General features: G+C 60.4%; 26 protein-coding genes. 14 read left to right on the top strand and 12 right to left on the bottom strand.

Annotated elements, in window-relative coordinates; all coding sequences use genetic code 11:
- Nucleotides 1-269: 269 nt before the first annotated feature.
- The gene (gene gbcB, locus MA884_RS13585; protein WP_256231010.1) at nucleotides 270-1,370 is read left to right on the top strand and encodes a glycine-betaine demethylase subunit GbcB; all 1,101 of its coding nucleotides are present in this window, start codon (nucleotides 270-272) and stop codon (nucleotides 1,368-1,370) included.
- A 138-nt stretch (nucleotides 1,371-1,508) separates the two neighbouring features.
- Here the strand turns inward: gbcB and MA884_RS13590 are convergent, their stop codons facing one another.
- The gene (locus tag MA884_RS13590) at nucleotides 1,509-2,549 is read right to left on the bottom strand and encodes a low specificity L-threonine aldolase (RefSeq protein ID WP_256231011.1); all 1,041 of its coding nucleotides are present in this window, start codon (nucleotides 2,547-2,549) and stop codon (nucleotides 1,509-1,511) included.
- A 194-nt stretch (nucleotides 2,550-2,743) separates the two neighbouring features.
- On the opposite strand from MA884_RS13590, the gene MA884_RS13595 reads away from it, so the two are divergent.
- The 8 genes from MA884_RS13595 (at nucleotide 2,744) to fdhA (ending at nucleotide 12,966) form a co-directional block, all read left to right on the top strand.
- The gene (locus MA884_RS13595) at nucleotides 2,744-3,448 is read left to right on the top strand and encodes a TraX family protein (protein ID WP_256231012.1); all 705 of its coding nucleotides are present in this window, start codon (nucleotides 2,744-2,746) and stop codon (nucleotides 3,446-3,448) included.
- Between the two features lie 445 nt (nucleotides 3,449-3,893).
- Nucleotides 3,894-5,147 (top strand): serine hydroxymethyltransferase, encoded by a 1,254-nt coding sequence (glyA, locus tag MA884_RS13600; RefSeq protein WP_123343752.1) that lies wholly within the window; start codon nucleotides 3,894-3,896, stop codon nucleotides 5,145-5,147.
- A 21-nt stretch (nucleotides 5,148-5,168) separates the two neighbouring features.
- Nucleotides 5,169-6,419 (top strand): sarcosine oxidase subunit beta, encoded by a 1,251-nt coding sequence (locus MA884_RS13605; protein WP_003177603.1) that lies wholly within the window; start codon nucleotides 5,169-5,171, stop codon nucleotides 6,417-6,419.
- A gap of 14 nt (nucleotides 6,420-6,433) precedes the next feature.
- On the top strand, nucleotides 6,434-6,763 hold the full coding sequence (locus MA884_RS13610) for a sarcosine oxidase subunit delta (protein WP_003206305.1): 330 nt from the start codon (nucleotides 6,434-6,436) through the stop codon (nucleotides 6,761-6,763).
- The gene (locus MA884_RS13615) at nucleotides 6,760-9,777 is read left to right on the top strand and encodes a sarcosine oxidase subunit alpha (protein ID WP_256231013.1); all 3,018 of its coding nucleotides are present in this window, start codon (nucleotides 6,760-6,762) and stop codon (nucleotides 9,775-9,777) included. Before MA884_RS13610 ends, MA884_RS13615 begins: the two co-directional genes overlap by 4 nt.
- A 160-nt stretch (nucleotides 9,778-9,937) precedes the next feature.
- Nucleotides 9,938-10,570 (top strand): sarcosine oxidase subunit gamma, encoded by a 633-nt coding sequence (locus MA884_RS13620; protein WP_256231014.1) that lies wholly within the window; start codon nucleotides 9,938-9,940, stop codon nucleotides 10,568-10,570.
- A 183-nt stretch (nucleotides 10,571-10,753) separates the two neighbouring features.
- Nucleotides 10,754-11,611, top strand: coding sequence for a formyltetrahydrofolate deformylase (purU, locus tag MA884_RS13625; protein ID WP_256231015.1), 858 nt, complete (start codon nucleotides 10,754-10,756; stop codon nucleotides 11,609-11,611).
- 155 nt (nucleotides 11,612-11,766) lie between these two features.
- Entirely contained in the window at nucleotides 11,767-12,966 is a 1,200-nt protein-coding gene (gene fdhA / locus MA884_RS13630) for a formaldehyde dehydrogenase, glutathione-independent (RefSeq protein ID WP_256231016.1), read from the top strand.
- 94 nt (nucleotides 12,967-13,060) lie between these two features.
- Here fdhA and MA884_RS13635 read toward each other — a convergent pair whose 3' ends face one another.
- The 7 genes from MA884_RS13635 to MA884_RS13665 all read right to left on the bottom strand — a co-directional run bounded on the left by MA884_RS13635 (nucleotide 13,061) and on the right by MA884_RS13665 (nucleotide 16,169).
- Nucleotides 13,061-13,279: a hypothetical protein gene (locus MA884_RS13635; RefSeq protein WP_256231017.1), complete on the bottom strand. Its 219-nt coding sequence runs from the start codon at nucleotides 13,277-13,279 to the stop codon at nucleotides 13,061-13,063.
- A gap of 77 nt (nucleotides 13,280-13,356) precedes the next feature.
- On the bottom strand, nucleotides 13,357-13,560 hold the full coding sequence (locus tag MA884_RS13640) for a cold-shock protein (protein WP_256231018.1): 204 nt from the start codon (nucleotides 13,558-13,560) through the stop codon (nucleotides 13,357-13,359).
- Between the two features lie 622 nt (nucleotides 13,561-14,182).
- Nucleotides 14,183-14,386, bottom strand: coding sequence for a cold-shock protein (locus MA884_RS13645; RefSeq protein ID WP_256231019.1), 204 nt, complete (start codon nucleotides 14,384-14,386; stop codon nucleotides 14,183-14,185).
- Nucleotides 14,387-14,629: 243 nt separating this feature from the next.
- Nucleotides 14,630-14,824, bottom strand: coding sequence for a hypothetical protein (locus tag MA884_RS13650; protein WP_256231020.1), 195 nt, complete (start codon nucleotides 14,822-14,824; stop codon nucleotides 14,630-14,632).
- Between the two features lie 26 nt (nucleotides 14,825-14,850).
- On the bottom strand, nucleotides 14,851-15,063 hold the full coding sequence (locus tag MA884_RS13655; protein ID WP_256231021.1) for a cold-shock protein: 213 nt from the start codon (nucleotides 15,061-15,063) through the stop codon (nucleotides 14,851-14,853).
- A 227-nt stretch (nucleotides 15,064-15,290) separates the two neighbouring features.
- The gene (locus tag MA884_RS13660) at nucleotides 15,291-15,674 is read right to left on the bottom strand and encodes a DUF3757 domain-containing protein (RefSeq protein WP_256231022.1); all 384 of its coding nucleotides are present in this window, start codon (nucleotides 15,672-15,674) and stop codon (nucleotides 15,291-15,293) included.
- A gap of 315 nt (nucleotides 15,675-15,989) precedes the next feature.
- A complete protein-coding gene (locus MA884_RS13665) occupies nucleotides 15,990-16,169 on the bottom strand; it encodes a hypothetical protein (RefSeq protein WP_256231023.1) in 180 nt (59 codons plus the stop codon).
- A 654-nt stretch (nucleotides 16,170-16,823) separates the two neighbouring features.
- On the opposite strand from MA884_RS13665, the gene MA884_RS13670 reads away from it, so the two are divergent.
- Entirely contained in the window at nucleotides 16,824-17,405 is a 582-nt protein-coding gene (locus MA884_RS13670; protein ID WP_256231024.1) for a DUF2780 domain-containing protein, read from the top strand.
- On the opposite strand, the gene MA884_RS13675 is transcribed toward MA884_RS13670, so the two are convergent.
- The gene (locus MA884_RS13675) at nucleotides 17,406-18,293 is read right to left on the bottom strand and encodes an acyltransferase (RefSeq protein WP_256231025.1); all 888 of its coding nucleotides are present in this window, start codon (nucleotides 18,291-18,293) and stop codon (nucleotides 17,406-17,408) included. It abuts the gene before it with no gap.
- A gap of 289 nt (nucleotides 18,294-18,582) precedes the next feature.
- Here MA884_RS13675 and MA884_RS13680 point away from each other — a divergent pair, with 289 nt between their 5' ends.
- The 4 genes from MA884_RS13680 to creD all read left to right on the top strand — a co-directional run bounded on the left by MA884_RS13680 (nucleotide 18,583) and on the right by creD (nucleotide 22,844).
- Entirely contained in the window at nucleotides 18,583-19,089 is a 507-nt protein-coding gene (locus tag MA884_RS13680; RefSeq protein WP_256231026.1) for an ATP-dependent zinc protease, read from the top strand.
- 69 nt (nucleotides 19,090-19,158) lie between these two features.
- The gene (gene creB, locus MA884_RS13685; protein ID WP_256231027.1) at nucleotides 19,159-19,839 is read left to right on the top strand and encodes a two-component system response regulator CreB; all 681 of its coding nucleotides are present in this window, start codon (nucleotides 19,159-19,161) and stop codon (nucleotides 19,837-19,839) included.
- Entirely contained in the window at nucleotides 19,839-21,257 is a 1,419-nt protein-coding gene (gene creC / locus MA884_RS13690; RefSeq protein WP_256231028.1) for a two-component system sensor histidine kinase CreC, read from the top strand. Before creB ends, creC begins: the two co-directional genes overlap by 1 nt.
- 213 nt (nucleotides 21,258-21,470) lie before the next feature.
- The gene (gene creD / locus MA884_RS13695) at nucleotides 21,471-22,844 is read left to right on the top strand and encodes a cell envelope integrity protein CreD (RefSeq protein ID WP_256231029.1); all 1,374 of its coding nucleotides are present in this window, start codon (nucleotides 21,471-21,473) and stop codon (nucleotides 22,842-22,844) included.
- Between the two features lie 183 nt (nucleotides 22,845-23,027).
- Here the strand turns inward: creD and MA884_RS13700 are convergent, their stop codons facing one another.
- The 3 genes from MA884_RS13700 to MA884_RS13710 all read right to left on the bottom strand — a co-directional run bounded on the left by MA884_RS13700 (nucleotide 23,028) and on the right by MA884_RS13710 (nucleotide 25,079).
- A complete protein-coding gene (locus MA884_RS13700) occupies nucleotides 23,028-23,657 on the bottom strand; it encodes a glutathione S-transferase (protein ID WP_256231030.1) in 630 nt (209 codons plus the stop codon).
- Nucleotides 23,658-23,772: 115 nt separating this feature from the next.
- Nucleotides 23,773-23,952: a hypothetical protein gene (locus MA884_RS13705; RefSeq protein WP_256231031.1), complete on the bottom strand. Its 180-nt coding sequence runs from the start codon at nucleotides 23,950-23,952 to the stop codon at nucleotides 23,773-23,775.
- Nucleotides 23,949-25,079 (bottom strand): PepSY domain-containing protein, encoded by a 1,131-nt coding sequence (locus MA884_RS13710; RefSeq protein ID WP_256231032.1) that lies wholly within the window; start codon nucleotides 25,077-25,079, stop codon nucleotides 23,949-23,951. The genes MA884_RS13705 and MA884_RS13710 overlap by 4 nt, the downstream gene beginning before the upstream one ends.
- Nucleotides 25,080-25,158: the final 79 nt, after the last annotated feature.

Below are 25,158 nucleotides of genomic sequence, written 5' to 3' on the forward strand. Positions count from 1 at the left end.
GGCCCTCTACGTGGCCGGCGAAAGTGGCTGATCAAATGTGCTACGCAAGGCAGAAAATATTATTTGTCTGTTGGGGGCGAGTGTGGGGCCGCGCAGGGGCCGAACCTTATCCATGGGCGACATGGCCCAATCTGTTCCCGACGCGCAAGGTCCGGTCGTTGGGGGCTGGTCGCGGTAAGCATGTGAATGTCGCAGATAGGTAAATGGGCGGTTCGCGCTATACGCAGAATCGCCTCATAAGAGGCCGACAGTCGGCCGTGGAGATCAGCATGTCCAACAGCTTCCTGAACCCGGTAACCACCCAGACCTGGGCCAATGGTCGTCACATTGTCCGTTGCGTCAAAGTCATCCAGGAAACCTGGGATGTGCGCACCTTTTGTTTCATGGCTGATCAGCCGATTCTGTTCTTTTTCAAGCCGGGGCAGTTCGTGACCCTTGAGCTGGAAATCGAAGGCCAGCCGATCATGCGGTCCTACACCATCTCCAGCTCGCCGTCGGTGCCTTACAGTTTTTCGGTGACCATCAAGCGCGTACCGGGGGGCAAGGTTTCCAACTGGCTGCACGACACCCTGCACGAAGGTCAGGAGCTGGCGGTGCACGGGCCGGTTGGCCTGTTCAATGCCATCGATTTCTCGAACCCGAAGGTGCTTTACCTCAGCGGCGGCGTCGGCATCACGCCGGTGATGTCCATGGCGCGCTGGTACTACGACACCAATGCCAACGTCGATATGGTGTTTATCCACAGCGCCCGCTCGCCCAAGGACATCATCTATCACCGCGAGCTGGAGCACATGGCGTCGCGGATCGATAACTTCAACCTGCACCTGATCTGCGAAAGACATGGGCTGGGCGAGCCCTGGGCCGGGTATCGCGGCTATCTGAACCACAAGATGCTGGAGCTGATGACGCCGGACTTCCTGGAGCGCGAAGTGTTTTGCTGTGGCCCGACGCCCTACATGAACGCGGTCAAGCGCCTGCTGGAAGCCGCTGGCTTCGACATGACGCGTTACCACGAGGAATCCTTCGGCGCCACGCCACCGGAAGCCCGCGCCGACGCGGTGGAGCAGGCCGAACAGGCTGCCGATGCCCCGGAAGTCGATATGGCGGACCTGCATTTGGTGGAGTTCACCGCCTCTGGCAAGAGTATTCGCGTGGGGCCGGGAGAAACCGTCCACGCCGCCGCCGCCAAGCTCGGCATGATGATCCCCAAGGCTTGCGGCATGGGCATCTGCGGCACCTGCAAGGTCATGAAGCTGGGCGGGGAAGTGGAGATGGACCACAACGGTGGCATCACCGAGGACGACGAGGCCGAAGGTTACATCCTGTCGTGCTGCAGTGTGCCGAAGGGGGATGTGCGGATCGAGTTCTGATCTGCCCGCACACAATTCCCACTCGGCCCTGTAGGAGCTGCCGAGCGGAGCGAGGCTGCGATCTTTTGATCTTTTGATCTTTCGCTTGAGATTCAACTGGCGGGGGAAAGATCGCAGCCTCGCTCCGCTCGGCAGCTCCTACGCGCTCATCACTTCCCGAATATCCGCCGCCAATTCCCGCACCCGCGCTTCTTCGGTATCCCACGAGCACATGAACCGCGCGCCGCCCTTGCCGATGAAGGTGTAGAAGCGCCAGCCCTTGTGGGTGAGGGCGGCGATGGCTGGTTCCGAGAGTTGCAGGAATACGCCGTTGGCCTGGACCGGGAACATCAGTTCCACGCCGGGAATGTCGCTCACCAGTTGCGCCAGCAGTTGGGCGCAGTGGTTGGCGTGGCGGGCGTGCTTGAGCCAGGCGTCGTTTTGCAACAGGCCGACCCAGGGCGCGGAAAGGAAGCGCATCTTCGAGGCCAGTTGCCCGGCCTGTTTGCAGCGATAGTCGAAGTCTTCTGCCAGGTCGTGGTTGAAGAACAGGATCGCTTCTCCCACCGCCATGCCGTTTTTCGTGCCGCCGAAGCACAACACATCCACGCCGGCCTTCCAGGTCAGGTCTGCCGGTGAGCAGCCGAGGAAGGCGCAGGCATTGGAGAAGCGTGCGCCGTCCATGTGCAGGTTCAGCCCCAGTTCCTTGCAGGTGGCGCTGATGGCGCGGATTTCTTCCGGGGTGTAGACGCTGCCGACTTCCGTGGCCTGGGTCAGGGTCACAACGCGAGGCTTGGGGTAGTGGATGTCCTGGCGCTTGAGGGCGATCTCGCGGATCGAGTCCGGGGTCAGCTTGCCATTTTCAGTGCGCGCCACCAGCAGCTTGGAACCGTTGGAAAAGAACTCCGGCGCGCCGCATTCGTCGGTTTCGACGTGGGCGGTTTCCGAACAGATCACGCTGTGGTAACTCTGGCACAGCGAGGACAGCGCCAGGGAGTTGGCCGCGGTGCCGTTGAAGGCGAAGAATACTTCGCAGTCGGTTTCGAACAAGGCACGGAAATCATCCGCCGCGCGATGGGTCCACTGGTCGTCACCGTAGGCGCGTTGGTGACCTTGATTGGCTTCTTCCATGGCGGCCCAGGCTTCGGGGCAAATGCCGGAATAGTTGTCGCTGGCGAATTGTTGACTCTTGTCGGTCATGGCCTTGCTCCTGAAATAGAGAGTCCTGGGTAAGAGATCCCTGACAGAATTCCCGGATGGAGAATTCCGTGTCCGGCGTGCTTTGAGTCCGGCACGCGGTGGTCGATAGTGGTGCGCACTTTACCCAAGATTAGCGGGGGAACACACTGGATGTTTCTGTCAGAAACGCACAAAACCCTCGGGCGGCTGTACACGTGAGCCGGCGTGACGGAGCCCTGGATCTGCTCAAGTGGCTGGCACTATTGACGATGGTGCTCGATCATCTGCGATATGTCGGTTACTCCGCCGATTGGTTGTATGTGCCGGGGCGCCTGGCGTTTCCCTGGTTCTGCCTGGCGATGGCGGCGAACCTGGCACGCAACGGGGCCAGTGCGAGCCCTTGGCGTTACCTGGGCTGGCTGTTGCTGTTCAGCTCGGTGAGCGAAATTCCTTATCGGTTATTTATTCCTGTGCCGGCTACCTTGAACGTGCTGCCGACCCTGACCCTCGGGTTGCTGGTGGCGCGTAGCTGGCAAACCCATACGCTGGAGGCGCGTTTGCTGGCGGCGGGGGCGTTGCTGCTGGCGGCGCTGTTTTCGTCGCGGCTGATGTTCGGTTTTTTCGGCGTCCTGCTGCCGTTGGCGATGTTGCTGGTGTTTCGCCGGCCCTGGTACTTCGCGTTGCTGCCAGGGCTGGTGTGCCTGGCGGCCAACCAGTGGCGGGTGCTGTATGGCGCGGCCTGGCTGGGGGATGCGGTGGCGATCGGCGGGTTGCTGGCGTGCCTGTTTGCGCCATGGCTTGGGCTGATGCTTTTGCGACAGGCGGGCGGCATTCATCCCCCGGCGATGCGGCGTTGGGCTTATGCGCTGTATCCCGCGCACTTTTTGATTTTGCTCACAGTTCGCCAGATCGCCGCCTAGCCCTGTGGGGGCAAGGTCTGTGGGATAACTGTGAGAGCAAGGTCTGTGGGATAGCACAGGGATAGCCCTGTAAGAGCAAGGTCTGTGGGATACCCCTGTGGGAGCAAAGCTTGCTCGCGATCCAGGCGCCTCGGTCCATGGGAGACCGCGTCGCTTTCATCGCGGGCAAGCCTTGCTCCCACAGGGTTATGCCAGTGCTATCCCATATGCCTTGCTCCCACAGGGTTATCCCAGTGCTATCCCACAGGCCTTGCTCTCACAGGGGTATCCCACAGGCCTTGACTCAGACTCTTTGAGCGCATGTCGTAAACGCACCTTTGCGTGGCGTCCATAGGCATTTGACCTGCCTGCGCCGGCCATACCATCGCTTCCAAAGGGCACGACCGAACGGTGGTCAGTGCCTCACCGAGACGAAAGGCGCACCGCCGCCGCTGGGAGAGACGCGATGTTCAGCAAGCAAGACCAGATCCAGGGTTACGACGATGCACTGCTGGCGGCGATGAATGCCGAGGAGCAACGCCAGGAAGATCACATCGAGCTGATCGCGTCAGAAAACTACACCAGCAAACGTGTGATGCAGGCCCAGGGCAGCGGGCTGACCAACAAGTACGCCGAAGGCTATCCGGGCAAGCGCTACTACGGCGGCTGCGAGCACGTCGACAAAGTCGAGGCCCTGGCTATCGAGCGCGCCAAGCAGCTGTTCGGCGCCGACTACGCCAACGTCCAGCCGCACTCCGGGTCTTCGGCCAACAGCGCCGTGTACCTGGCCTTGCTGCAGGCCGGCGATACCATCCTGGGCATGAGCCTGGCCCACGGCGGTCACCTGACCCACGGCGCCAAGGTGTCGTCCTCGGGCAAACTCTACAACGCGGTGCAATACGGCATCGACACCACCACCGGCCTGATCGACTACGACGAAGTCGAGCGCCTGGCGGTCGAGCACAAGCCGAAGATGATCGTCGCCGGCTTCTCGGCTTATTCCAAGACCCTGGATTTCCCGCGTTTCCGTCAGATCGCCGACAAGGTCGGAGCGCTGTTGTTCGTCGACATGGCCCACGTTGCCGGTCTGGTCGCCGCCGGCCTGTATCCAAACCCGCTGCCATACGCCGACGTGGTCACCACCACCACCCACAAGACCCTGCGCGGTCCGCGTGGCGGCCTGATCCTGGCCAAGGCCAATGAAGAGATCGAGAAAAAGCTCAATGCTGCCGTATTCCCCGGCGCCCAGGGCGGCCCGCTGATGCACGTCATCGCTGGTAAAGCGGTGTGCTTCAAGGAAGCGGCGGAGCCAGGCTTCAAGGTCTACCAGCAGCAAGTGATCGACAACGCCCAGGCCATGGCTGGCGTGTTCATCAAGCGCGGCTACGATGTAGTGTCCGGCGGCACCGACAATCACTTGTTCCTGGTCAGCCTGATCCGTCAGGGCCTGACCGGCAAGGACGCCGATGCTGCCCTGGGCCGTGCGCACATCACCGTCAACAAGAATGCCGTGCCGAACGACCCGCAATCGCCGTTCGTGACCTCGGGCCTGCGCATCGGCACCCCGGCGGTGACCACGCGTGGCTTCAAGGTCACCCAGTGTGTGACGCTGGCCGGCTGGATCTGCGACATCCTCGACAACCTCGGCGACGCCGATGTCGAGGCCAATGTTGCCCAGCAAGTGGCGGCCCTGTGCGCGGACTTCCCGGTTTATCGCTGAGTCGGTTTTGGAGTAATGACTATGCAACGCTATTCGGGCTTCGGCCTCTTCAAACACTCTCTCAGCCATCATGAAAACTGGCAGCGGATGTGGCGCACGCCGACCCCGAAAAAGGTCTACGACGTAGTCATTGTCGGCGGTGGCGGGCATGGTCTGGCCACGGCGTACTACCTGGCCAAGGAACACGGCATCACCAATGTGGCAGTGGTCGAGAAGGGCTGGCTGGGCGGCGGTAACACCGCGCGCAACACCACCATCGTGCGCTCCAACTACCTGTGGGATGAATCGGCCCACCTGTACGAACATGCGATGAAACTCTGGGAAGGCCTGTCCCAGGACCTGAACTACAACGTGATGTTTTCCCAGCGCGGCGTCTACAACCTGTGCCACACCCTGCAGGACATCCGTGATTCCGAGCGCCGCGTCAGCGCCAACCGCCTCAACGGTGTGGACGGCGAGCTGCTCAACGCCAAGCAAGTGGCCGACGAGATTCCGTACCTGGATTGCTCGAAAAACACTCGCTACCCGGTGATGGGCGCCACCGTCCAGCGTCGCGGCGGTGTGGCCCGTCACGATGCCGTGGCCTGGGGCTTTGCCCGGGCTGCCGATGCCTTGGGCGTGGACCTGATCCAGCAGACCGAAGTGATCGGTTTCCGCAAGGAAAACGGCGTGTGCATCGGTGTGGAAACCAACAAAGGCTTCATCGGCGCCAAGCGTGTCGGCGTGGTCACCGCCGGTAATTCCGGGCACATGGCCAAGCTCGCGGGCTTCCGCCTGCCGATCGAATCCCATCCGCTGCAAGCGTTGGTGTCCGAGCCGATCAAGCCGATCATCGACAGCGTCATCATGTCCAACGCGGTGCACGGCTACATCAGCCAGTCCGACAAGGGCGACCTGGTGATCGGTGCCGGTATCGACGGCTACAACGGCTACGGCCAGCGTGGCTCGTACCCGGTGATCGAACACACGGTCCAGGCCATCGTCGAAATGTTCCCGGTATTGTCCCGCGTACGCATGAACCGCCAGTGGGGCGGCATCGTCGACACCACGCCGGACGCCTGCCCGATCATCTCCAAGACGCCGGTGCCGAACATGTTCTTCAACTGCGGTTGGGGCACTGGCGGCTTCAAGGCCACCCCGGGCTCGGGCAACGTCTTCGCTGCAAGCCTGGCCAAGGGTGAAATGCACCCGCTGGCCGCGCCGTTTTCCATCGACCGTTTCCACAACGGTGCCTTGATCGACGAACACGGCGCTGCTGCCGTCGCCCACTAACAGGAGAAATCCCTATGTTGCACATCTTCTGTCCTCACTGCGGCGAACTGCGCTCCGAAGAGGAATTCCATGCATCCGGCCAGGCGCACATCCCGCGTCCGCTGGATCCGAATGCCTGCACAGACGAGCAGTGGGGCGACTACATGTTCTTCCGTGACAACCCGCGCGGGTTGCACCATGAACTGTGGGACCACGTCGCCGGTTGCCGTCAGTACTTCAACGTGACCCGTGACACCGTGACCTACGAGATTCTCGAAACCTACAAGATCGGCCAAAAGCCGCAGTTCACCGACAAGGCTGACAGTCCGAAAGCGGCTGCACAGGCTCTGGGAGAGAAGGTATGAGCCAGATCAATCGCCTGTCCAACGGCGGACGGATCGACCGCAACAAAGCGCTGAGCTTCACTTTCAACGGCCAGACCTACAAAGGCTTCGAGGGCGACTCCCTGGCCGCTGCGCTGCTGGCCAACGGTGTCGACATCATCGGCCGCAGCTTCAAGTATTCCCGCCCGCGCGGCATCTACGCTGCCGGTGCCGAAGAGCCGAACGCGGTGCTGCAGATCGGTGCCACCGAAGCCACGCAAATCCCTAACGTGCGCGCCACGCAACAGGCGCTGTACCAGGGTCTGGTCGCCACCAGCACCAACGGCTGGCCGAACGTGAACAACGACATGATGGGCATTCTCGGCAAGGTCGGCGGCAAGCTGATGCCGCCGGGTTTCTACTACAAAACCTTCATGTACCCGCAATCGTTCTGGATGACCTACGAGAAGTACATCCGCAAGGCCGCTGGCCTGGGTCGCTCGCCAACCGAGAACGATCCGGACACCTACGACTACATGAACCGTCATTGCGACGTGCTGATCGTCGGTGCCGGCCCTGCTGGTTTGGCCGCCGCACTGGCTGCGGCCCGCAGCGGTGCGCGCGTCATCCTGGCCGACGAGCAGGAAGAGTTCGGCGGCAGCCTGCTCGATTCCCGCGAGAGCCTGGACGGCAAGCCGGCGAGCGAATGGGTGGCCGCTGTTGTCGCTGAACTCAAATCGATGCCAGATGTGGTGCTGCTACCACGCGCCACGGTCAACGGTTATCACGACCATAACTTCCTGACCATCCACGAGCGCCTCACCGACCACTTGGGTGACCGTGCGCCAATCGGCCAGGTCCGCCAGCGCATCAACCGGGTCCGCGCCAAGCGCGTGGTGCTGGCGACCGGCGCCTGCGAGCGGCCGCTGGTCTACGGCAACAACGACGTGCCGGGCAACATGCTGGCCGGCGCGGTGTCCACCTACGTGCGTCGCTACGGCGTGGCTCCGGGCAAGAAACTGGTGCTGAGCACCAACAACGACCACGCCTATCGCGTGGCCCTGGACTGGTTCGACGCCGGCCTGCAAGTGGTGGCCGTGGCTGACGCCCGCAGCAACCCGCGTGGTGCGCTGGTGGAAGAGGCCCGCGCCAAGGGTATCCGCATCCTCACCGGCAGCGCCGTGGTCGAAGCCCGTGGCAGCAAGCGCGTCACCGGGGCACGTGTTGCCGCGATCGACGTCCGTGCCCACAAAGTCACCAGCCCCGGCGAATGGCTGGACTGCGACCTGGTGGCCAGCTCCGGCGGCTACAGCCCGGTGGTCCACCTGGCTTCGCACCTGGGCGGCAAGCCGATCTGGCGTGAAGACATCCTCGGTTTCGTACCGGGCGAAGCACCGCAGAAGCGCGTTTGCGTCGGCGGCGTGAACGGCGTCTACAGCCTGGGTGACACCTTGGCTGACGGTTTCGAAGGTGGCGTGCGCGCGGCCAGCGAAGCCGGTTTCAAAGCGGTGGAGGGTGTGTTGCCCAAAGCCCTCAGCCGTCACGAAGAACCGACCCTGGCGCTGTTCCAGGTGCCGCATGAAAAAACCACCGCACGGGCGCCGAAGCAATTCGTCGACCTGCAGAACGACGTGACCGCCGCCGCTATCGAACTCGCCACCCGCGAAGGCTTCGAGTCGGTCGAGCACGTCAAGCGCTACACCGCACTGGGCTTCGGGACGGACCAGGGCAAGCTGGGCAACGTCAACGGCCTGGCCATCGCGGCCCGTTCGCTGAACGTGAGCATCCCGCAGATGGGCACCACGATGTTCCGTCCGAACTACACACCTGTGACCTTCGGCGCGATAGCCGGGCGGCACTGCGGGCATATCTTCGAGCCGGTACGCTTCACCGCGCTGCATGCCTGGCATGTGAAAAATGGTGCTGAATTCGAAGACGTCGGCCAGTGGAAGCGCCCTTGGTACTTCCCGAAGAACGGCGAAGACATGCACGCTGCGGTCAAGCGCGAATGCAAAGCCGTGCGCGACAGCGTCGGCCTGCTGGATGCCTCGACCCTGGGCAAGATCGATATCCAGGGCCCGGATACCCGCGAGTTCCTTAACCGCATCTACACCAACGCCTGGACCAAGCTCGACGTGGGCAAGGCCCGCTACGGCCTGATGTGCAAGGAAGACGGCATGGTCTTCGACGACGGTGTGACGGCCTGTCTGGCGGACAACCACTTCGTGATGACCACCACCACGGGTGGCGCCGCGCGCGTGCTGCAATGGCTGGAGATCTATCACCAGACCGAATGGCCGGACCTGAAGGTGTACTTCACTTCGGTCACCGACCACTGGGCGACCATGACGCTGTCGGGCCCCAACAGCCGCAAGCTGCTGAGCGAAGTCACCGACATCGACCTGGACAAGGACGCTTTCCCGTTCATGACCTGGAAAGAAGGCCTGGTGGGTGGTGTACCGGCGCGGGTGTTCCGTATCTCGTTCACCGGTGAACTGTCGTACGAAGTCAACGTGCAGGCCGACTACGCCATGGGCGTGCTCGAGCAGATCGTCGAGGCGGGCAAGAAGTACAACCTGACCCCGTATGGCACCGAGACCATGCACGTATTGCGGGCCGAGAAGGGCTTCATCATTGTCGGTCAGGACACTGACAGCTCGATGACCCCGGATGACCTGAACATGGGCTGGTGTGTGGGCCGTACCAAACCGTTCTCGTGGATCGGCTGGCGTGGTATGAATCGCGAAGACTGTGTGCGCGAGGACCGCAAGCAACTGGTGGGCCTCAAGCCGATCGACCCGAATGTCTGGCTGCCGGAAGGCGCGCAACTGGTGTTCAACACCAAGCAGGCGATCCCGATGTCCATGGTCGGTCACGTGACCTCCAGCTACGCCCACAACTCCCTGGGTTATTCATTTGCCATGGGTGTGGTCAAGGGCGGCCTCAAGCGGATGGGCGAGCGAGTGTTCGCGCCACTGGCCGACGGCAGCGTGATCGAGGCAGAGATTGTTTCTTCGGTGTTCTTCGATCCGAAGGGGGATCGGCAGAACATTTAAATCTTAAGCCCTGTGGTGGGGGCATGTGGGAGCAAAGCTTGCTCGCGATGCAGGCGACACGGTAGCCGTCAGACCGCGTTATCGTTGATCGCGGGCAAGCCATGCTCCCACAGCCCCACGCATCGGCAGGTCAAAGCAGAATTCAAGACAGGTGCTCCATATGACCGCAGTCAACGTGTACCAACAACGCCCAGCCACCGGGGCCAAGGCCGAGTCGTCGCTGCACCATGCCGACCTCGCCAGCCTGGTGGGCAAGGGTCGCAAGAACGCCGGCGTGACCGTGCGCGAGAAGAAGCTTCTGGGCCACCTGACCATCCGTGGCGATGGTCATGATCCCGCATTCGCCGCCGGCGTGCACAAGGCTCTGGGCCTGGAGCTGCCGGGTGCGCTGACCGTCATCGTCAAGGGCGAAACCAGCCTGCAATGGCTCGGCCCGGATGAATGGCTGCTAGTGGTGCCCACCGGCGAAGAATTCGCCGCCGAGCAGAAACTGCGTGAAGCCCTGGGCGACCTGCACATCCAGATCGTCAACGTCAGCGGCGGCCAGCAGATCCTCGAGCTGTCCGGCCCGAACGTGCGCGACGTGCTGATGAAATCCACCAGCTACGATGTACACCCAAACAACTTCCCGGTGGGCAAGGCCGTGGGCACGGTGTTCGCCAAGTCGCAACTGGTGATCCGCCATACCGGTGAAGACACTTGGGAACTGCTGATTCGCCGCAGCTTCTCCGATTACTGGTGGCTGTGGTTGCAGGATGCAGCGGCTGAGTATGGATTGAGCGTGCAGGGCTGAGACACCGCAGTCCTTGTGGTAGCAAAACTGTGGGAGCAAAGCTTTGCTCGCGATGCAGGCGCTTGAGCTCCAGATAGACCGCGTTGTTTTTATCGCGAGCAAGCTTTGCTCCCACAGATAAATCCTCCGCCACAGGTTCTGTGTCCGGCGCAGGGTTATCCATAACAAACAGGAGTCACCGCAATGAGCCGCGCCCCAGACACATGGATCCTCACCGCCGACTGCCCTAGCGTGCTCGGCACGGTGGACGCGGTGACGCGCTTTTTGTTCGAGCAGGGCTGCTACGTCACCGAGCACCATTCCTTTGACGACCGGCTGTCGGGGCGTTTCTTCATTCGGGTGGAGTTCCGCCAGCCCGATGGTTTTGACGAACAGCACTTTCGCGCTGGCCTGGCCGAGCGCGCCGAGGCTTTTGGCATGGTTTTCGAACTGACAGCGCCCAACTACCGGCCCAAGGTGGTGATCATGGTCTCCAAGGCCGATCACTGCCTCAACGACTTGCTCTACCGTCAGCGTATCGGCCAGCTGTCCATGGACGTCGTGGCGGTGGTGTCCAACCACCCCGACCTCAAGCCGTTGGCCGACTGGCACCAGATTCCCTACTACCATTTCCCCCTGGACCCGAACGACAAACCGTCCCAGGAGCGGCAGGTGTGGCAGGTGATCGAAGACACCGGCGCCGAGCTGGTGATTCTCGCCCGCTACATGCAAGTGCTGTCGCCGGAGCTGTGCCGCAAACTCGACGGCAAGGCGATCAACATCCATCACTCGCTGTTGCCGGGCTTCAAGGGCGCCAAGCCGTATCACCAGGCCTACAACAAAGGCGTGAAACTGGTCGGCGCCACGGCGCACTACATCAACAACGACCTGGACGAAGGCCCGATCATCGCCCAGGGCGTGGAAGTGGTGGACCACAGCCACTATCCCGAAGACCTGATCGCCAAGGGACGGGACATCGAAGGGCTGACCCTGGCCCGGGCGGTGGGGTATCACATTGAAAGACGAGTATTTCTGAACGCCAATCGCACTGTGGTGCTTTAGCCACAAGCTTCAAGCTTCAAGCCGCAAGAAAAGGCGGTATGCGTGCTTCTTGCGGCTTGTAGCTTGCCGCTTGAAGCTCAGGCATCAACCCGAGCAATCAACGCGCTGCCTGCCTGGGCAACGCAGTTCCACAAAAACAACAGCGAGGTGAAAGCATGTCTGGTAATCGTGGTGTCGTGTATCTCGGCAACGGCAAGGTCGAAGTACAGAAAATCGACTATCCAAAAATGCAGGACCCGCGCGGCAGGAAGATTGAGCACGGTGTCATCCTGCGCGTGGTATCCACCAACATCTGCGGCTCCGACCAACACATGGTGCGCGGTCGCACAACTGCCCAGACCGGCCTGGTCCTGGGCCACGAAATCACCGGCGAAGTGATCGAAAAAGGCAGCGACGTCGAGAACCTGCAAATTGGCGACCTGGTGTCGGTACCGTTCAACGTGGCTTGCGGGCGCTGCCGTTCCTGCAAGGAAATGCACACCGGCGTTTGCCTGAGCGTTAACCCGGCGCGTCCGGGCGGTGCCTACGGTTATGTCGACATGGGCGACTGGACCGGCGGCCAGGCCGAGTACGCGATGGTGCCGTACGCCGACTTCAACCTGCTGAAACTGCCGGATCGCGACCGGGCCATGGAGAAAATCCGCGACCTGACCTGCCTGTCCGACATTCTGCCGACCGGCTACCACGGCGCCGTCACCGCGGGTGTTGGCCCTGGCAGCACCGTCTACATCGCCGGTGCCGGCCCGGTTGGCCTGGCTGCGGCTGCTTCCGCTCGCCTGTTGGGCGCGGCGGTGGTGATCATCGGCGACGTCAATCCGGTCCGCCTGGCTCACGCCAAGGCTCAGGGTTTCGAAATTGCCGACCTGTCCACCGACACCCCGTTGCACGAACAGATCGCCGCGCTGCTGGGCGAGCCTGAAGTCGACTGTGCTGTCGATGCGGTAGGCTTCGAAGCCCGCGGCCACGGCCATGACGGCGTCAAGCACGAAGCCCCGGCCACTGTGCTCAACTCCTTGATGGGCGTAGTTCGCGTGGCCGGCAAAATCGGCATCCCCGGCCTCTACGTCACCGAAGACCCGGGCGCGGTCGATGCCGCGGCAAAAATGGGCAGCCTGAGCATCCGTTTCGGCCTGGGCTGGGCCAAGTCTCACAGCTTCCACACCGGCCAGACCCCGGTGATGAAGTACAACCGCCAACTGATGCAGGCGATCATGTGGGACCGCATCAACATCGCCGAAATCGTCGGCGTACAGGTCATCAGCCTGGACGACGCGCCTAAAGGCTACGGCGAGTTCGATGCGGGCGTGCCGAAGAAATTTGTGATTGACCCGCACAAGTTGTTCAGCGCGGCGTAAGGCAGTAGGCAAGACGGAAAAAGGGCGGCAGTGATGTCGCCCTTTTTATTCGGCACAGCGCAAGCGGCAGCTTGCAGTACTGAAGCGACTGGGCTTACTCGTCGTCGCTGATGACCTGAAGATTGATCGCGTAATATTGCCCATCGTCGCCCAACATCAACTCGTACGCCACTTTCTGTCCGGGTTTTATGACCGGCCCGCCTTCTTCGATTGGCCTGACGCTAAAGAAGATGTCTCGTCGATTTTCATGGGGGTTCGTTAACCCAGTACCGCCTCCAGCCGAGTCGTAACGCTTTACAGGCTGCTTTTCCATGGCAAAACTCCTATTGAAAGAGCTTGGGCCTGCGGTCAGGGTACGGGCTGTCGAAACACATCCGTACCGGGACCAATTCATGCAGGATAAACGTTTTCAGCTTGCATGCCTTTTTGACCTTTGGCGGCCTCATAGGTCACTTTTTGTCCTTCTTTCAAGGACTTGAAACCTTCAGTTTTTATCGCATTGAAATGGACGAAGAGATCATCACCGCCGTCATCCGGTGTGATAAAACCATAGCCCTTATCGTCGTTGAACCACTTAACCGTTCCGCTGCTCATTGTCGTTCCGCCTGGGTGAATGGTTGATGCGAGTTAGCGATGGGGTTCGCTTGTGTTTCGTTGATGCGTGATTGAGCTTAACTCAGTGGAAAGGGTTGGCTACTGTCAGAGTTGACAGTGTGTGAGGGCGATAGGTAATAACTGTTGGTCTGGTTATGCCCGAAAATGTTGGTTTTGTTCACCGGCGCTCAGACTGTGATGATGACTTTATTTTTGATTTCATTGGTGAATTTTTTGGGGGTCAAGTTTTAACCCGCGGCTCGACTTTAATAAGTGTGCTTTTAGTTGCTAATTGAAGATTCTTGTCCTTGTATCTCTTTTATTGGAATATCGCTGGCGGAAGGGGGACGGCGAGTTCGATGCGGGCGTGCTGATCGCGTGGTATTGACCATCGTCGCTTAACATCAACTTGACGCTAATAAGATGTCTTGTCCATTTTCATTGATCGTCGTTAATCCGACGCGGCGTCGCGCCGGGTTCCGCGGTTGGCAAGGGCGGCAGCGTCGGCACGGGAGGCCTTCAGCGAAGTCGTAACGCTTTACAAGCTGCGACTTCATTGGCAAAGAGCTTAGGCGTGCGGTCAGGGTGCGGGCTGTCGAAACACACCCGCACTGGGGCCAATTCATGCAGGGTAAACATCTGTGGCTTGCATGCCATTTGGTCCCATGACGGCTTCATAGGTCACTCTTTGCCCTTCATGTAAGGTCTGGTAGCCGACAGTTCTTATAGCTGATTCCTGAACATAGACATCAGCGCTGCCGTCATCGGGTGTGATAAATCCATGGTGCTTATTTTCGTTGAACCACTTAACCGTTCCGCTGCTCATTGTCGTTCCGCCTGAATGAAGGGTTGAGATGGCGTTCGCTTGTGTTTCGTTGATGCATGATTGAGATTAACTCAGTGGAAAGGGGTGGCCTACTGTCAGAGTTGACAGCAACTTATGGGTTTCTGGAGTAACTGCTGGTCCTATTATTCTTGATTTGTTCGTTAGCCTGAGCTTAGAGAGTACCCAAGGTTGCTCAGCACACCATGAGATTTTAGGCAATAAAGAAACACACTTGGAGACGCTCTATTTTATCGAATGTATCGAATTGCCTTCCCCCGTTTGATAACTTCCATGGCCCTTCATTGTTATTTCACTGGTCAGGTGGCTGTTTAGGTAGAAGCGCTGGGTCCGGGCCAGTTCCGATGGCGTGCAGTCGGCGAGGCGATCCACTGGATCGTAATGGTAGCGGCAGAGCAGCGTTTTGCGGTTCGCCGACATCGATTGACTCCTGCGTGAGCCGAGGGTTAATCCGGCGTCACTCTCATGGCTTGCATGCCTTTGTCGCTCTTCTCGATTTCAAAGAAGACCGTTTGCTTCTGTTTCAATGTTCTATAACCCTCGCCGGCTATCGCCGAGTAATGAACGAACAACTCCTCGCCTCCATTGCCGCAGGTAATGAAGCCATAGCCCTTTGCATCGTTAAACCACTTCACGGTTCCTTTGATTCGGTCGTTCATTTTTATTTTTCCTGCTTGCCCGAATGAAGAAAGGCACAGGGACTGTGGTTTGCCCATAGCCTTGTTTTTCGTTGTCACGGCTGCAGCTTAAGGACCGTATGAACAGCTGCCTACTGTCAACGTTGACAGAAGGTAATACCGAGAGGGAATAACCGCTTGCATTGATAGTCGGATGGACCAACGAGTAGGTCATTGCTTGCGCTTGGGGGGGCGGCAGGTGTCGCCTTCTATTTCATATACTCAAAAGAGCACTTTGAAATATCCGAAGCCTTGCAGGTTTCTCCCTGCCAAGCTGTTCCTGCTGCCGCTTTCCATTGATTGAAAGGCTTCAGGGCGAGCCTTACACCCGCGTCGCCTTCACCCTCGTAGCTACAGATGACGGCCTGGCTGTTGGTGTTGAAACGAGCATCTGTGAAATGAACCTTAGTCAGATAGTTTTCGTCGGCATACTCATTCTCTCCCGTCCACATCCGTTGTTCGGGGCCCGGTGCGCTATAGCTGAAGCCACTGTCAAGCGCTTGCTGTTTGATGGTTGCAACGTGGGGGCAGGTGGCGATATCCGCGTGAACATAGCCTGTGGACAAGGCGATCGCCATCAGTCCAATTTTCATTTTCCTTTGCATGTTCGCTGTTCACTCATTAATTGAAAGGAGCTTTGATGCTGAGGGGCGTTGCTGGCTGTGGCTACTGTCAGAGTTGACAGCGGTTTAGACCTGTTTGGAATAATGGGAAATCGATCGTTGTATCGAACCCTCGAGTTCGCTGATGAGCACCCCCTGAGATATAAGCGCTGGGTGCAGGTGCGGACGGTGCGCCTGCAACTTAAGAGCCGGTACATACAGCTGCCTACTGTCAACGTTGACAGTAGGCAAGACCGAGAGGAAATAACGGTTTGCGCGTTGATAGTCGGATGACTGACGCAGCGGTCATGCCATGGCTTGTGCCTGCAATCGGCGGCCGATCACGTCCAGCACATCGCAGCCATCGCGCAACGGAATCGCCAGGAGCAAGGCGAAGTCGTGGAGGACGTCGAGGGGGGCTTGGGTGTCGATGAGCAGGGCAGCGGGGGAGCAGTCGACGCCGGTGAGGGGCATGTATCGGTTCATTCGGTAGATCTCCATGGAGTTCGATGATGCCGCCACTCACCCGTCGCCAAACGAATGGGTGGCAGCTGTACGCAGGTTGGCGAACCGGACACCATGGAAGCCGGCAGACCCGAAGGCCTCCCGCGCACAACTGCCATTGAGCAATTCTGCGAGTGCAAAAGCCCGTGCCAAAAGCAGGGCTTCTGACCATAGTGTATCGAGTCGCCAAACCCGAGTCGCCATGTGGACGACGGGACGAACTATAGGCATCGCAGATTGGCTTGGGCAAGGCTCGCTGTCGCGGGTGATTTCCCAAGTAGTTGTAAGATTTTTAGTTGACGATGATTGATCGCCAATTGTGGCCAGAGATCGCTCCCGCTGGGTCGTGGACGCTGTGTAGGAGCTGCCGAGTGAAACGAGGCTGCGATCTTTCCCCAGACACTTGAGTCTCAAGCGAAAGATCAAAAGATCGCAGCCTTCGGCAGCTCCTACAGGGAGCAAGCCAACGGCGAGGGCAGGGAGCTTTGCGTGGCTGTGCTGGAACAGTACCGCGATTGCCATTACCGGCCGCAGATGTAATACGTCTTAGGGAACAATCCCCCTGGACCCCAGTCCAACGCACGCTTTATGCCGCTCTTTATGAGCGGCTTTTTCATGCTCAAGAGGAAGTCCCGGATGAAGGTTTCACGCGGTTTTGCACTGTCTTGCCTGCTTGCGCTGGCAAGCAGCCCGGCCCTCGCGCAGTTCAGCCTCAGTGATGCGGCCAATGCGGTGGCGGCGATGCAGGGCGATCAACAGGGGGAGGGCGCGGTGGCAGCTGCGCCGCAAGCTGCCGGGTTGCTCAATACCCTGGGCTCGGAGCTCAAGATCACCCCGGAACAGGCCATTGGCGGTGCCGGTGCGATGCTGGGGCTGGCGAAGAATCGACTCAGTGAGCCGCAGTTTTCCGAATTGAGCAAAAGTGTCCCGGGCCTGGACCAGATCGCTGGCAACAACGCCATCGGTGGGCTGAATGGCTTGGGTGGCCTGGGCGGTTTGCTCGGTGGCGGGTCGGACAAAAACGCCTTGCTCGACGGCATGCTGGGTAACGTCAAGGACACCAACGACCTGAACAACGCCTTCAGCGCGCTGGGCATGGACAGCGGCATGATCGGCCAGTTTGCCCCGGTGATCCTTGAATACCTCGGCCAGCAGGGCGTGGCCAGTTCGCTGCTGCAGAACCTGGGTGGAATCTGGGGTGCCGGTGCCGGTATCTGATCAGCCGCGCTGGTTGCGCAGGGCGGCGATGCGCTGGTCCTTTTCGGTCCAGAGCCGATTGACCCAGTTCTGGACATGCTGGCGAAACACCGGGTCGTTTTCGTAATCGCCCTGCCACAGCGCCGGGTCCAGCTCGCGGGTCTGGATGTCGATAATGACCTTCGGCACCGCACCGCTGATCAAATCCCAGAACCCCGGCGTCCGTTCCTGGGGGTACACCACCGTCACATCCAGCACCGCGTCCAGTTGCTCGCCCAGCGCGGCCAGCACGAATGCCACGCCACCGGCCTTGGGTTTGAGCAGGTGGGTGAAGGCTGACTGTTGCTGTTGGCGCTTGGCGGTGGTGAAGCGTGTGCCTTCGAGGTAATTCACCACGGTGACCGGTTGGCGTTTGAACAACTCGCAGGCCTGCTGGGTGATTTCCAGGTCCTTGCCGGCCAGCTCCGGGTTTTTTGCCAGGAAAGCCTTGGTGTAGCGCTTCATGAACGGGTAATCCAGCGCCCACCAGGCCAGGCCCAGGAACGGTACCCAGATCAGCTCTTTCTTGAGGAAGAACTTGAAGAACGGCGTGCGTCGGTTAAGAACCTGGATCAGGGCGGGGATGTCGACCCAGGACTGGTGATTGCTGATGACCAGGTAAGAGGTGTCGCGACGCAAGTCGCCGCCGCCGCGTATGTCCCAGCGGGTGGGGATGCACAGGGCGAAGATCAGTTTGTCGATTTCGGCCCAAGTCTCGGCGATCCACATCACTGCCCACGAGGCATAGTCTCGAAGACGCCCGGGCAGGACCAGTTTGAGCAGCGCGAACACCATCAACGGCCCGAACAGCACCAGGGTGTTGAGTAACAGCAGCAGGGTGACAAAACAGCCGGTGAGCAGGCGGCGCATACATGATTCTTGCAAACAGGTGGGCGGGCCATGATAAGCAGCTTCGGGCGGCAGGCCAAATCGAGGTGAAACGAGCAACCTGGGGCGAGCGAAGTGATCTGTGGGAGCAAAGCTTGCTCGCGATGAAGGTAACGCTATTTCTCTGGAACCGTGGTGCCTGTATCGCGAGCAAGCTTTGCTCCCACAGACCCCCCTTTCCCCGGCAGAGATGTTCTTGACGCCAACCGAACGAATTCACAGCCCACGGTCTAAAATCCCGCTGCCCATCCTTACAAAGGAAGTCCATTACGTGAAATCCCTTCTCGCTCTGCTTTCCCTGGTGGCCCTTCCAGTGCTGGCCGCCGAGCCGACCCTGTACGGGCGCTACGAATATATCGCGCTGCCGGAAATCGGCGGTGAAGTGCTCAAGGCCAAGATGGACACCGGTGCCCTGACCGCCTCGCTGTCGGCCAAGGACATCGAAACCTTCACCCGTGACGGCGATGACTGGGTGCGGTTCCGCCTGGCGACCAAGGGCGCGAGCAACAAGATCTATGAACACAAGGTCGCACGCATCAGCAAGATCAAGACCCGTTCGGAGGAAGATGAAGACGACGATGAATCGGCTGCCCCCAGCAAACGTCCGGTGGTGGAGCTTGAAATGTGCCTGGGTGATGTCAAGCGTACCGTTGAGGTCAACCTGACGGACCGCAGCAGCTTTAACTACCCGCTGCTGATCGGCGCCAAGGCCCTGCGCAAGTTCGACGCGGCGGTGAACCCGGCCCGACGCTATACCGCGGACAAGCCCGACTGCTGATTTCCCTGATTGACGTGCCCCCAGGGTTGGGGCACCGTTCCGGCAACTTTACTGCCGGGCACGCAAGCCATGCCTCACATTCTGATTGTCGAAGACGAAGCCGCCATTGCCGATACGCTGGTGTTTGCCCTGCAAGGGGAGGGCTTCGACACTACCTGGCTGAGCCTCGGCGCGGCCGCGCTTGAGCATCAGCAACACACCCCGGCGGACCTGATCATCCTCGACGTGGGCCTGCCGGATATCAGTGGATTCGAGACGTGCAAAAATCTCAGACGTTTCAGCGACGTTCCGGTCATCTTTCTTACAGCCCGGGATGCTGAGATCGATCGGGTAGTGGGGCTGGAGATCGGGGCGGACGATTATGTGGTCAAACCGTTCAGCCCTCGGGAAGTGGCGGCAAGGGTCCGCGCTATCCTCAAGCGGGTCGCGCCGCGTCCGGCGGTGGAGCCTGGCATGGGGCTGTTTCAGGTCGATGCCGACCGGGTGCAGATCAACTATCGCGGCAAATCGCTGAATCTCACCCGCCACGAGTTCCGTCTGTTGAACTGTCTGCTGGAGCAACCCGAGCGCGTGTTCAGCCGCGAACAGTTGCTCGACGCCCTGGGTGTGGCCAGTGATGCCGGTTACGAGCGCAGCATCGACAGCCACATCAAGAGCCTGCGCGCCAAATTGCGCCTGGTCAGGGCCGAGGCTGAACCGATCCAGACTCACCGTGGCCTGGGTTACAGCTACAGCCCGGGGCATAGCTGATGTCGCTGGGCATCCGGATTTTCCTGGTGTATGTGCTGTTCATCGGTTTGACCGGGTATTTCGTCCTCAACACGGTGATGGAAGAAATACGCCCCGGCGTGCGCCAGTCCACCGAAGAAACCCTGGTGGACACCGCCAACCTGATGGCCGAGATCCTGCGGGACGATTTCAAGGCCGGCACCCTCAACCAGAACCGCTGGCCGCAACTGCTCAAGGCTTACGGTGAGCGCCAGCCGGCGGCATCGATCTGGGGGTTGCCAAAGAACCAGGTCAACCATCGTATCTACGTCACGGACGCCAAGGGCATCGTGGTGCTCGACTCCAGCGGTGCGGCGGTGGGCCAGGATTATTCGCGCTGGAACGACGTCTACCTGACCCTGCGCGGACAATACGGGGCGCGCTCGACCCGCAGCGTTGCCGATGATCCGACGTCTTCGGTGATGCACGTTGGCGCGCCGATTCGCGACAACGGCCGGATTATCGGCGTGGTCACCGTGGCCAAGCCCAACAGCTCGCTGCAACCCTATGTCGACCGCACCGAGCAGCGTCTGTTGGCTTACGGCGTCGGGTTGATCGGCCTGGGGCTGCTGTTGGGCGCCTTGTTGTCGTGGTGGCTGAGCGCGGCGCTGCGGCGCTTGACCGTTTATGCCGAGGCCGTCAGCCAGGGACAACGGGTGGAGGTGCCGCATTATCGCGGCGGCGAGTTCGAGCAACTGGCGGGCGCGGTGGAACACATGCGCACCCAACTGGAAGGCAAGGCTTACGTCGAGCGCTACGTGCACACCCTGACTCACGAGCTCAAGAGCCCGCTGGCGGCGATCCGTGGCGCCGCCGAGCTGCTCCAGAGCGACATGCCGAACGCCCAGCGCCAGCGTTTCGTCAGCAACATCGACAACGAAAGCGTGCGCATGCAGCAATTGATCGAGCGTTTGCTCAACCTGGCCCAGGTCGAGCAGCGACAGGGACTGGAAGAAGAGATTGCCGTGCCGCTGGCGACATTGATGGACGAACTGCTGGAAGCCCGCAGTGGTTGGATCGAAAGCCGGCAGTTGCGGATCGAGCGGCACATTGCTGTCGACCTGGCGCTGACCGGGGAGCCATTTCTGTTGCGTCAGGCTCTGGGCAATTTGCTGGAAAACGCCCTGGACTTCACGCCCGTCAACGGGCTGTTGCTCCTGAGTGCCGAGCGTGTCGGCAACCGCGTCGAGATCCGGCTGTTCAATCAGGCCGAACCGATTCCCGACTACGCCCTGGCGCGTCTGAGCGAACGCTTCTACTCCCTGCCGCGCCCGGACAGCGGCCGCAAGAGCACCGGTTTGGGGCTCAACTTCGTGGAGGAAGTGGTGCAGTTGCATGCCGGGGAATTCAGTATTGGCAATGTCGAGGGTGGGGTGGAGGTGGTTTTGCGGTTGCCCTGAAACCACAGTTCTTCGCGATGATTGTAGGAGCTGCCGAGCGAAGCGAGGCTGCGATCTTTCCCCTGGCAATTGAGTCTGGAGCGGAAGATCAAAAGATCGCAGGCTTCGCCAGCTCCTACAGATTCACATCTCCATACAATCTCCACAATCTCTCCATAACCCCAGCACACTGCCGGCTCAAGCTCTCCGTCAATCGAACAGGGAGAGCCCCACATGAACCGCAGCCTCGCCATAAAACTGGGCATGATTGCCCTATTGATCCTCCTGCTGATGATCCCGCTGTTGATGATCAACGGCCTCATCGACGAGCGCCAGGAGCTGCGTGACGAGGTACTGCAGGACATCGCCCGCAGTTCCAGTCACAGCCAGCAACTCATCGGGCCGATGATCGTGGTGCCGTTTCGCAAGGATGTGCGGGTCTGGAATACCAACGAGAAGACCGGGGTGCGTTTCCTGGAAACCGTCGAGCAAAGCGGTGAGTTGTATTTTCTGCCGGAGCAATTGGACGTCGACGGCCAGATCCGCACAGAAACTCGTGCACGCGGGATCTACGAGGCGCGGTTGTTTCATGCCGACAACCGGGTCGACGGCCACTTCAAGGTGCCTGAGCGTTTCGGCGTAGCCACCAAGGATTTTGCCGACTACCGCTTTGACGAACCGTACCTGAGCGTGGGCATCAGCGACATCCGCGGCATTGAGAATGCACTGACCCTGACGCTCAACCAGCAGACCGTCGATTTCCTGCCCGGCTCGCGGACCGGCTGGCTGGGGCAGGGCGTGCATGTGCCGCTGCCCATGGTCACGGCCCAGGGCAGTGCTGAACTGACCTTCGGTTTCGACCTGCGGCTGCAAGGCACCGGTCAGTTACAGATTCTGCCGGTAGGTAAATCCACCCAAGTGCACCTGTCGGCCGACTGGCCGCACCCGAGCTTCATCGGCAACTACCTGCCTACCCGGCGCGACATCAATGAGCAGGGCTTCAGTGCCGACTGGCAGACATCGTTTTTCTCTACAAACCTGCTGGAAACCCTGCAAGCCTGCGAGCCAAGCGATGGCTGCGAAGCGTTCCGCAGCCGTGCCTTTGGTGTGAGTTTCATCGATCCGGTGGACCAGTACCTCAAGAGCGACCGGGCGATCAAATATGCACTGCTGTTCATTGCGCTGACGTTTGCCGGGTTCTTTCTCTTCGAAGTACTCAAGAGCCTGGCGGTGCATCCGGTCCAGTACGCCTTGGTGGGCGCGGCGTTGGCGTTCTTTTACCTGTTGCTGCTGTCCCTGTCGGAACACATCGGCTTCGCCCTGGCCTACCTGGTGTCAGCCAGTGCCTGTGTGCTGCTGATCGGGTTCTATGTTTGCCATGTGTTGCGCAGCGTGAGCCATGGCCTGGGGTTTTCAGCGGGGTTGGCGGGCTTGTACGGCTTGCTCTATGGATTGTTGAGTGCCGAGGACTACGCTTTGCTGATGGGCTCGCTGTTGCTGTTCGGTCTGCTCGGTGTGTTCATGGTATTGACCCGTAAGCTGGACTGGTACCGGGTGGGAGCCAAGCCGACGGCCGCGATGACGTTCGATCTGGGGGAGGTGAAATGAGCCGGTCGCTGGGGTTGCGCGAGGACCGGCAATGGCGAGAAGTGTTGGTGACGCGGCTCGCGCAGTTGTTTCCCTTGGATCCGCTGCGCTGCCATCGCGGGCAAGCCTTGCTCCCACAAGGGCCGGGCTCAACCTGTGGGAGCAAGGCTTGCCCGCGATGACGCCGGTACAGTCACCGCAAAGTCAGACCTTGGGCACCGTCTCAACCATCGAGGGCCGCAAGCTCACTTCGGCAAACCACTGCGCCAGTTGCGGATTGGCCTTGCGCCATTCCAGGTCGGGATGGCGCAGGTCCAGGTAACCCAGGGCGCAGGCCACACTGATGGATGCAATGTCGAAATGGCAGGCCAGCTCGGCAATTGCCTCGGCTTCGAGCATGCCCAGGGCGCGGCGGATCTTGTCCCGTTGCGCATCGAGCCACTCGGCCCAGTGTTTTTCTGAAGGTCGCAGGGCGGTTTCGTAGCGAATCATCACCGCGGCATCCATGATCCCGTCAGCCAGGGACGCCAGGGTCAGGCGCCGCCAGCGGGCCGCGCCGTCCCGGGGGATCAGCGGATTGCCGACATGCTGGTGGTCGAGGTAATCAAGAATGACGCGACTGTCGTGGATGACATTGCCGTTGGCCAGGCGCAAGGCTGGGATCTTGCTCAGGGGGTTGTCATCCATGAGTGCCAAATCCGGTTTGACCGGCGTGAGCTGGCTGAGCTGCAGCGCCACGCGGTCCTGCTGGCCGGTTTCGTGCAGCAGCACCAGGACCTTGCGCACGAAAGGCGAAGCGGGGTTGTGGAACAGCGTCATGCTGGGGGCCGACATGCAGGTATCCTCGATTAACGGGCAGGGGCTTAGCCTAGACAGTTCCGGCTCGGCTGGCGAGTTCCAGTGTGGGAGCGAGCAAGCCCGCTCCCACAGGGGACGCGTCTGGCAGGCGTTATCCGCGTTTGAATAAGCCCCAAGTCCCCAAGACCGTCGGTATTCCCAGCCCCACCCAACTCACGGCGTCCCAGGCCCCGTCGCCCAGCAATGCCGAAAATAACCCCGCGGCGCTCAGCACGCCGATTGCCACGGGAATACCAAACACTTTCCAGAAACTCGACTGCCGAGGTCTCACGAAGCGACCTCCGTGCCGAGGGTTGCGCGCTTGGCCGCCTTGCGCCGCACCAGCCACAGGTAGACGCCGCTGCCGAGGACGATGATGGTCAGCACGTCCAGGGTCGCCCAGAAAATCTGCATCGGCCGACCGCCGTAGTCGCCGAAGTGCAGCGGCAGGGACAGGCTCATCATATCCATGTACCACGGCCGTTCAGCCACGGCAGTGACGTCCAGGGTGCTGGCGTCGATCAAGACGGGTGTCAGCAAATGGGAGGTCAGGTGGGTGTCACCTTTCATGAACACGCTGTAGTGGTGTTCGCTGGAAAACAGCGTGCCGGGGAAGGCGATGAAGCTGGGTTCCATGCCCGGCGCAACCTCTTTGGCGATGTCCAGCAAGCGGGTCGCCGGGGCCAGTTGCGTCAGCGGCGGGGCGTCGCGATAGGGCTCGACCATGGCGCTGAGGCTGTCGTTGCGCCAGGCGGCGATGATCAGGTCGGCGCACGCGGCGATGACACCGGTAACACCCACCGTCAGCGCCCAGACCAGCGTGACCACGCCGATCAGGTTGTGCAAATCGAGCCAGCGCAGCCGCGTGGATTTGTCCTGGCGCACCGTGGCGAATTTCAGGCGTCGCATGAATGGCAGGTACAGCACCACACCGGAGACGATGGCGATCACGAACAACAGGCCCATGAACGCCAACAGTAATTTGCCTGACAAGCCGGCGAACATATCCACATGCAGGCGCAGCATCACCATCATGAAACCGCCGTTGGCCGAGGGCATTTCCAGGGCCTCGCCGGTGCGGGCATCGAGCATGAACGTGTGAGAGGAGTTGGGTTCGGTGCCCGGCGTCGGCGCCATGATGGTGATGACACCGTTGGGATCATCCTCGTCCCAGCCAAAATACTGGACCACCTCACCCGGGCGATGGGCCTTGGCTTTTTCCACCAGCTGCGCAAGGTCCAACTTTGCTGTGTTGGCCGGCATCTGCCGAAGCTCGGGAGCATCGCCTAGCAGGTGTTCGATTTCGTGATGAAAAATCAACGGTAGCCCGGTGATCGCCAGCATCAGCAGAAACACCGTGCAGATCAGGCTGGTCCAAGTGTGGACGAAGGACCAGCGGCGGATGGTTTTGCTTTTCATGATTGATCCGAATGCCAAAAGGGCCCCTTGAGGCGAGGGGATTTATCTGTGGAAGCAAGGCTTGCCCGCGAAACAGGCA

This window comes from Pseudomonas sp. Q11, from assembly GCF_024494355.1.
Lineage (GTDB): Bacteria > Pseudomonadota > Gammaproteobacteria > Pseudomonadales > Pseudomonadaceae > Aquipseudomonas > Aquipseudomonas hefeiensis.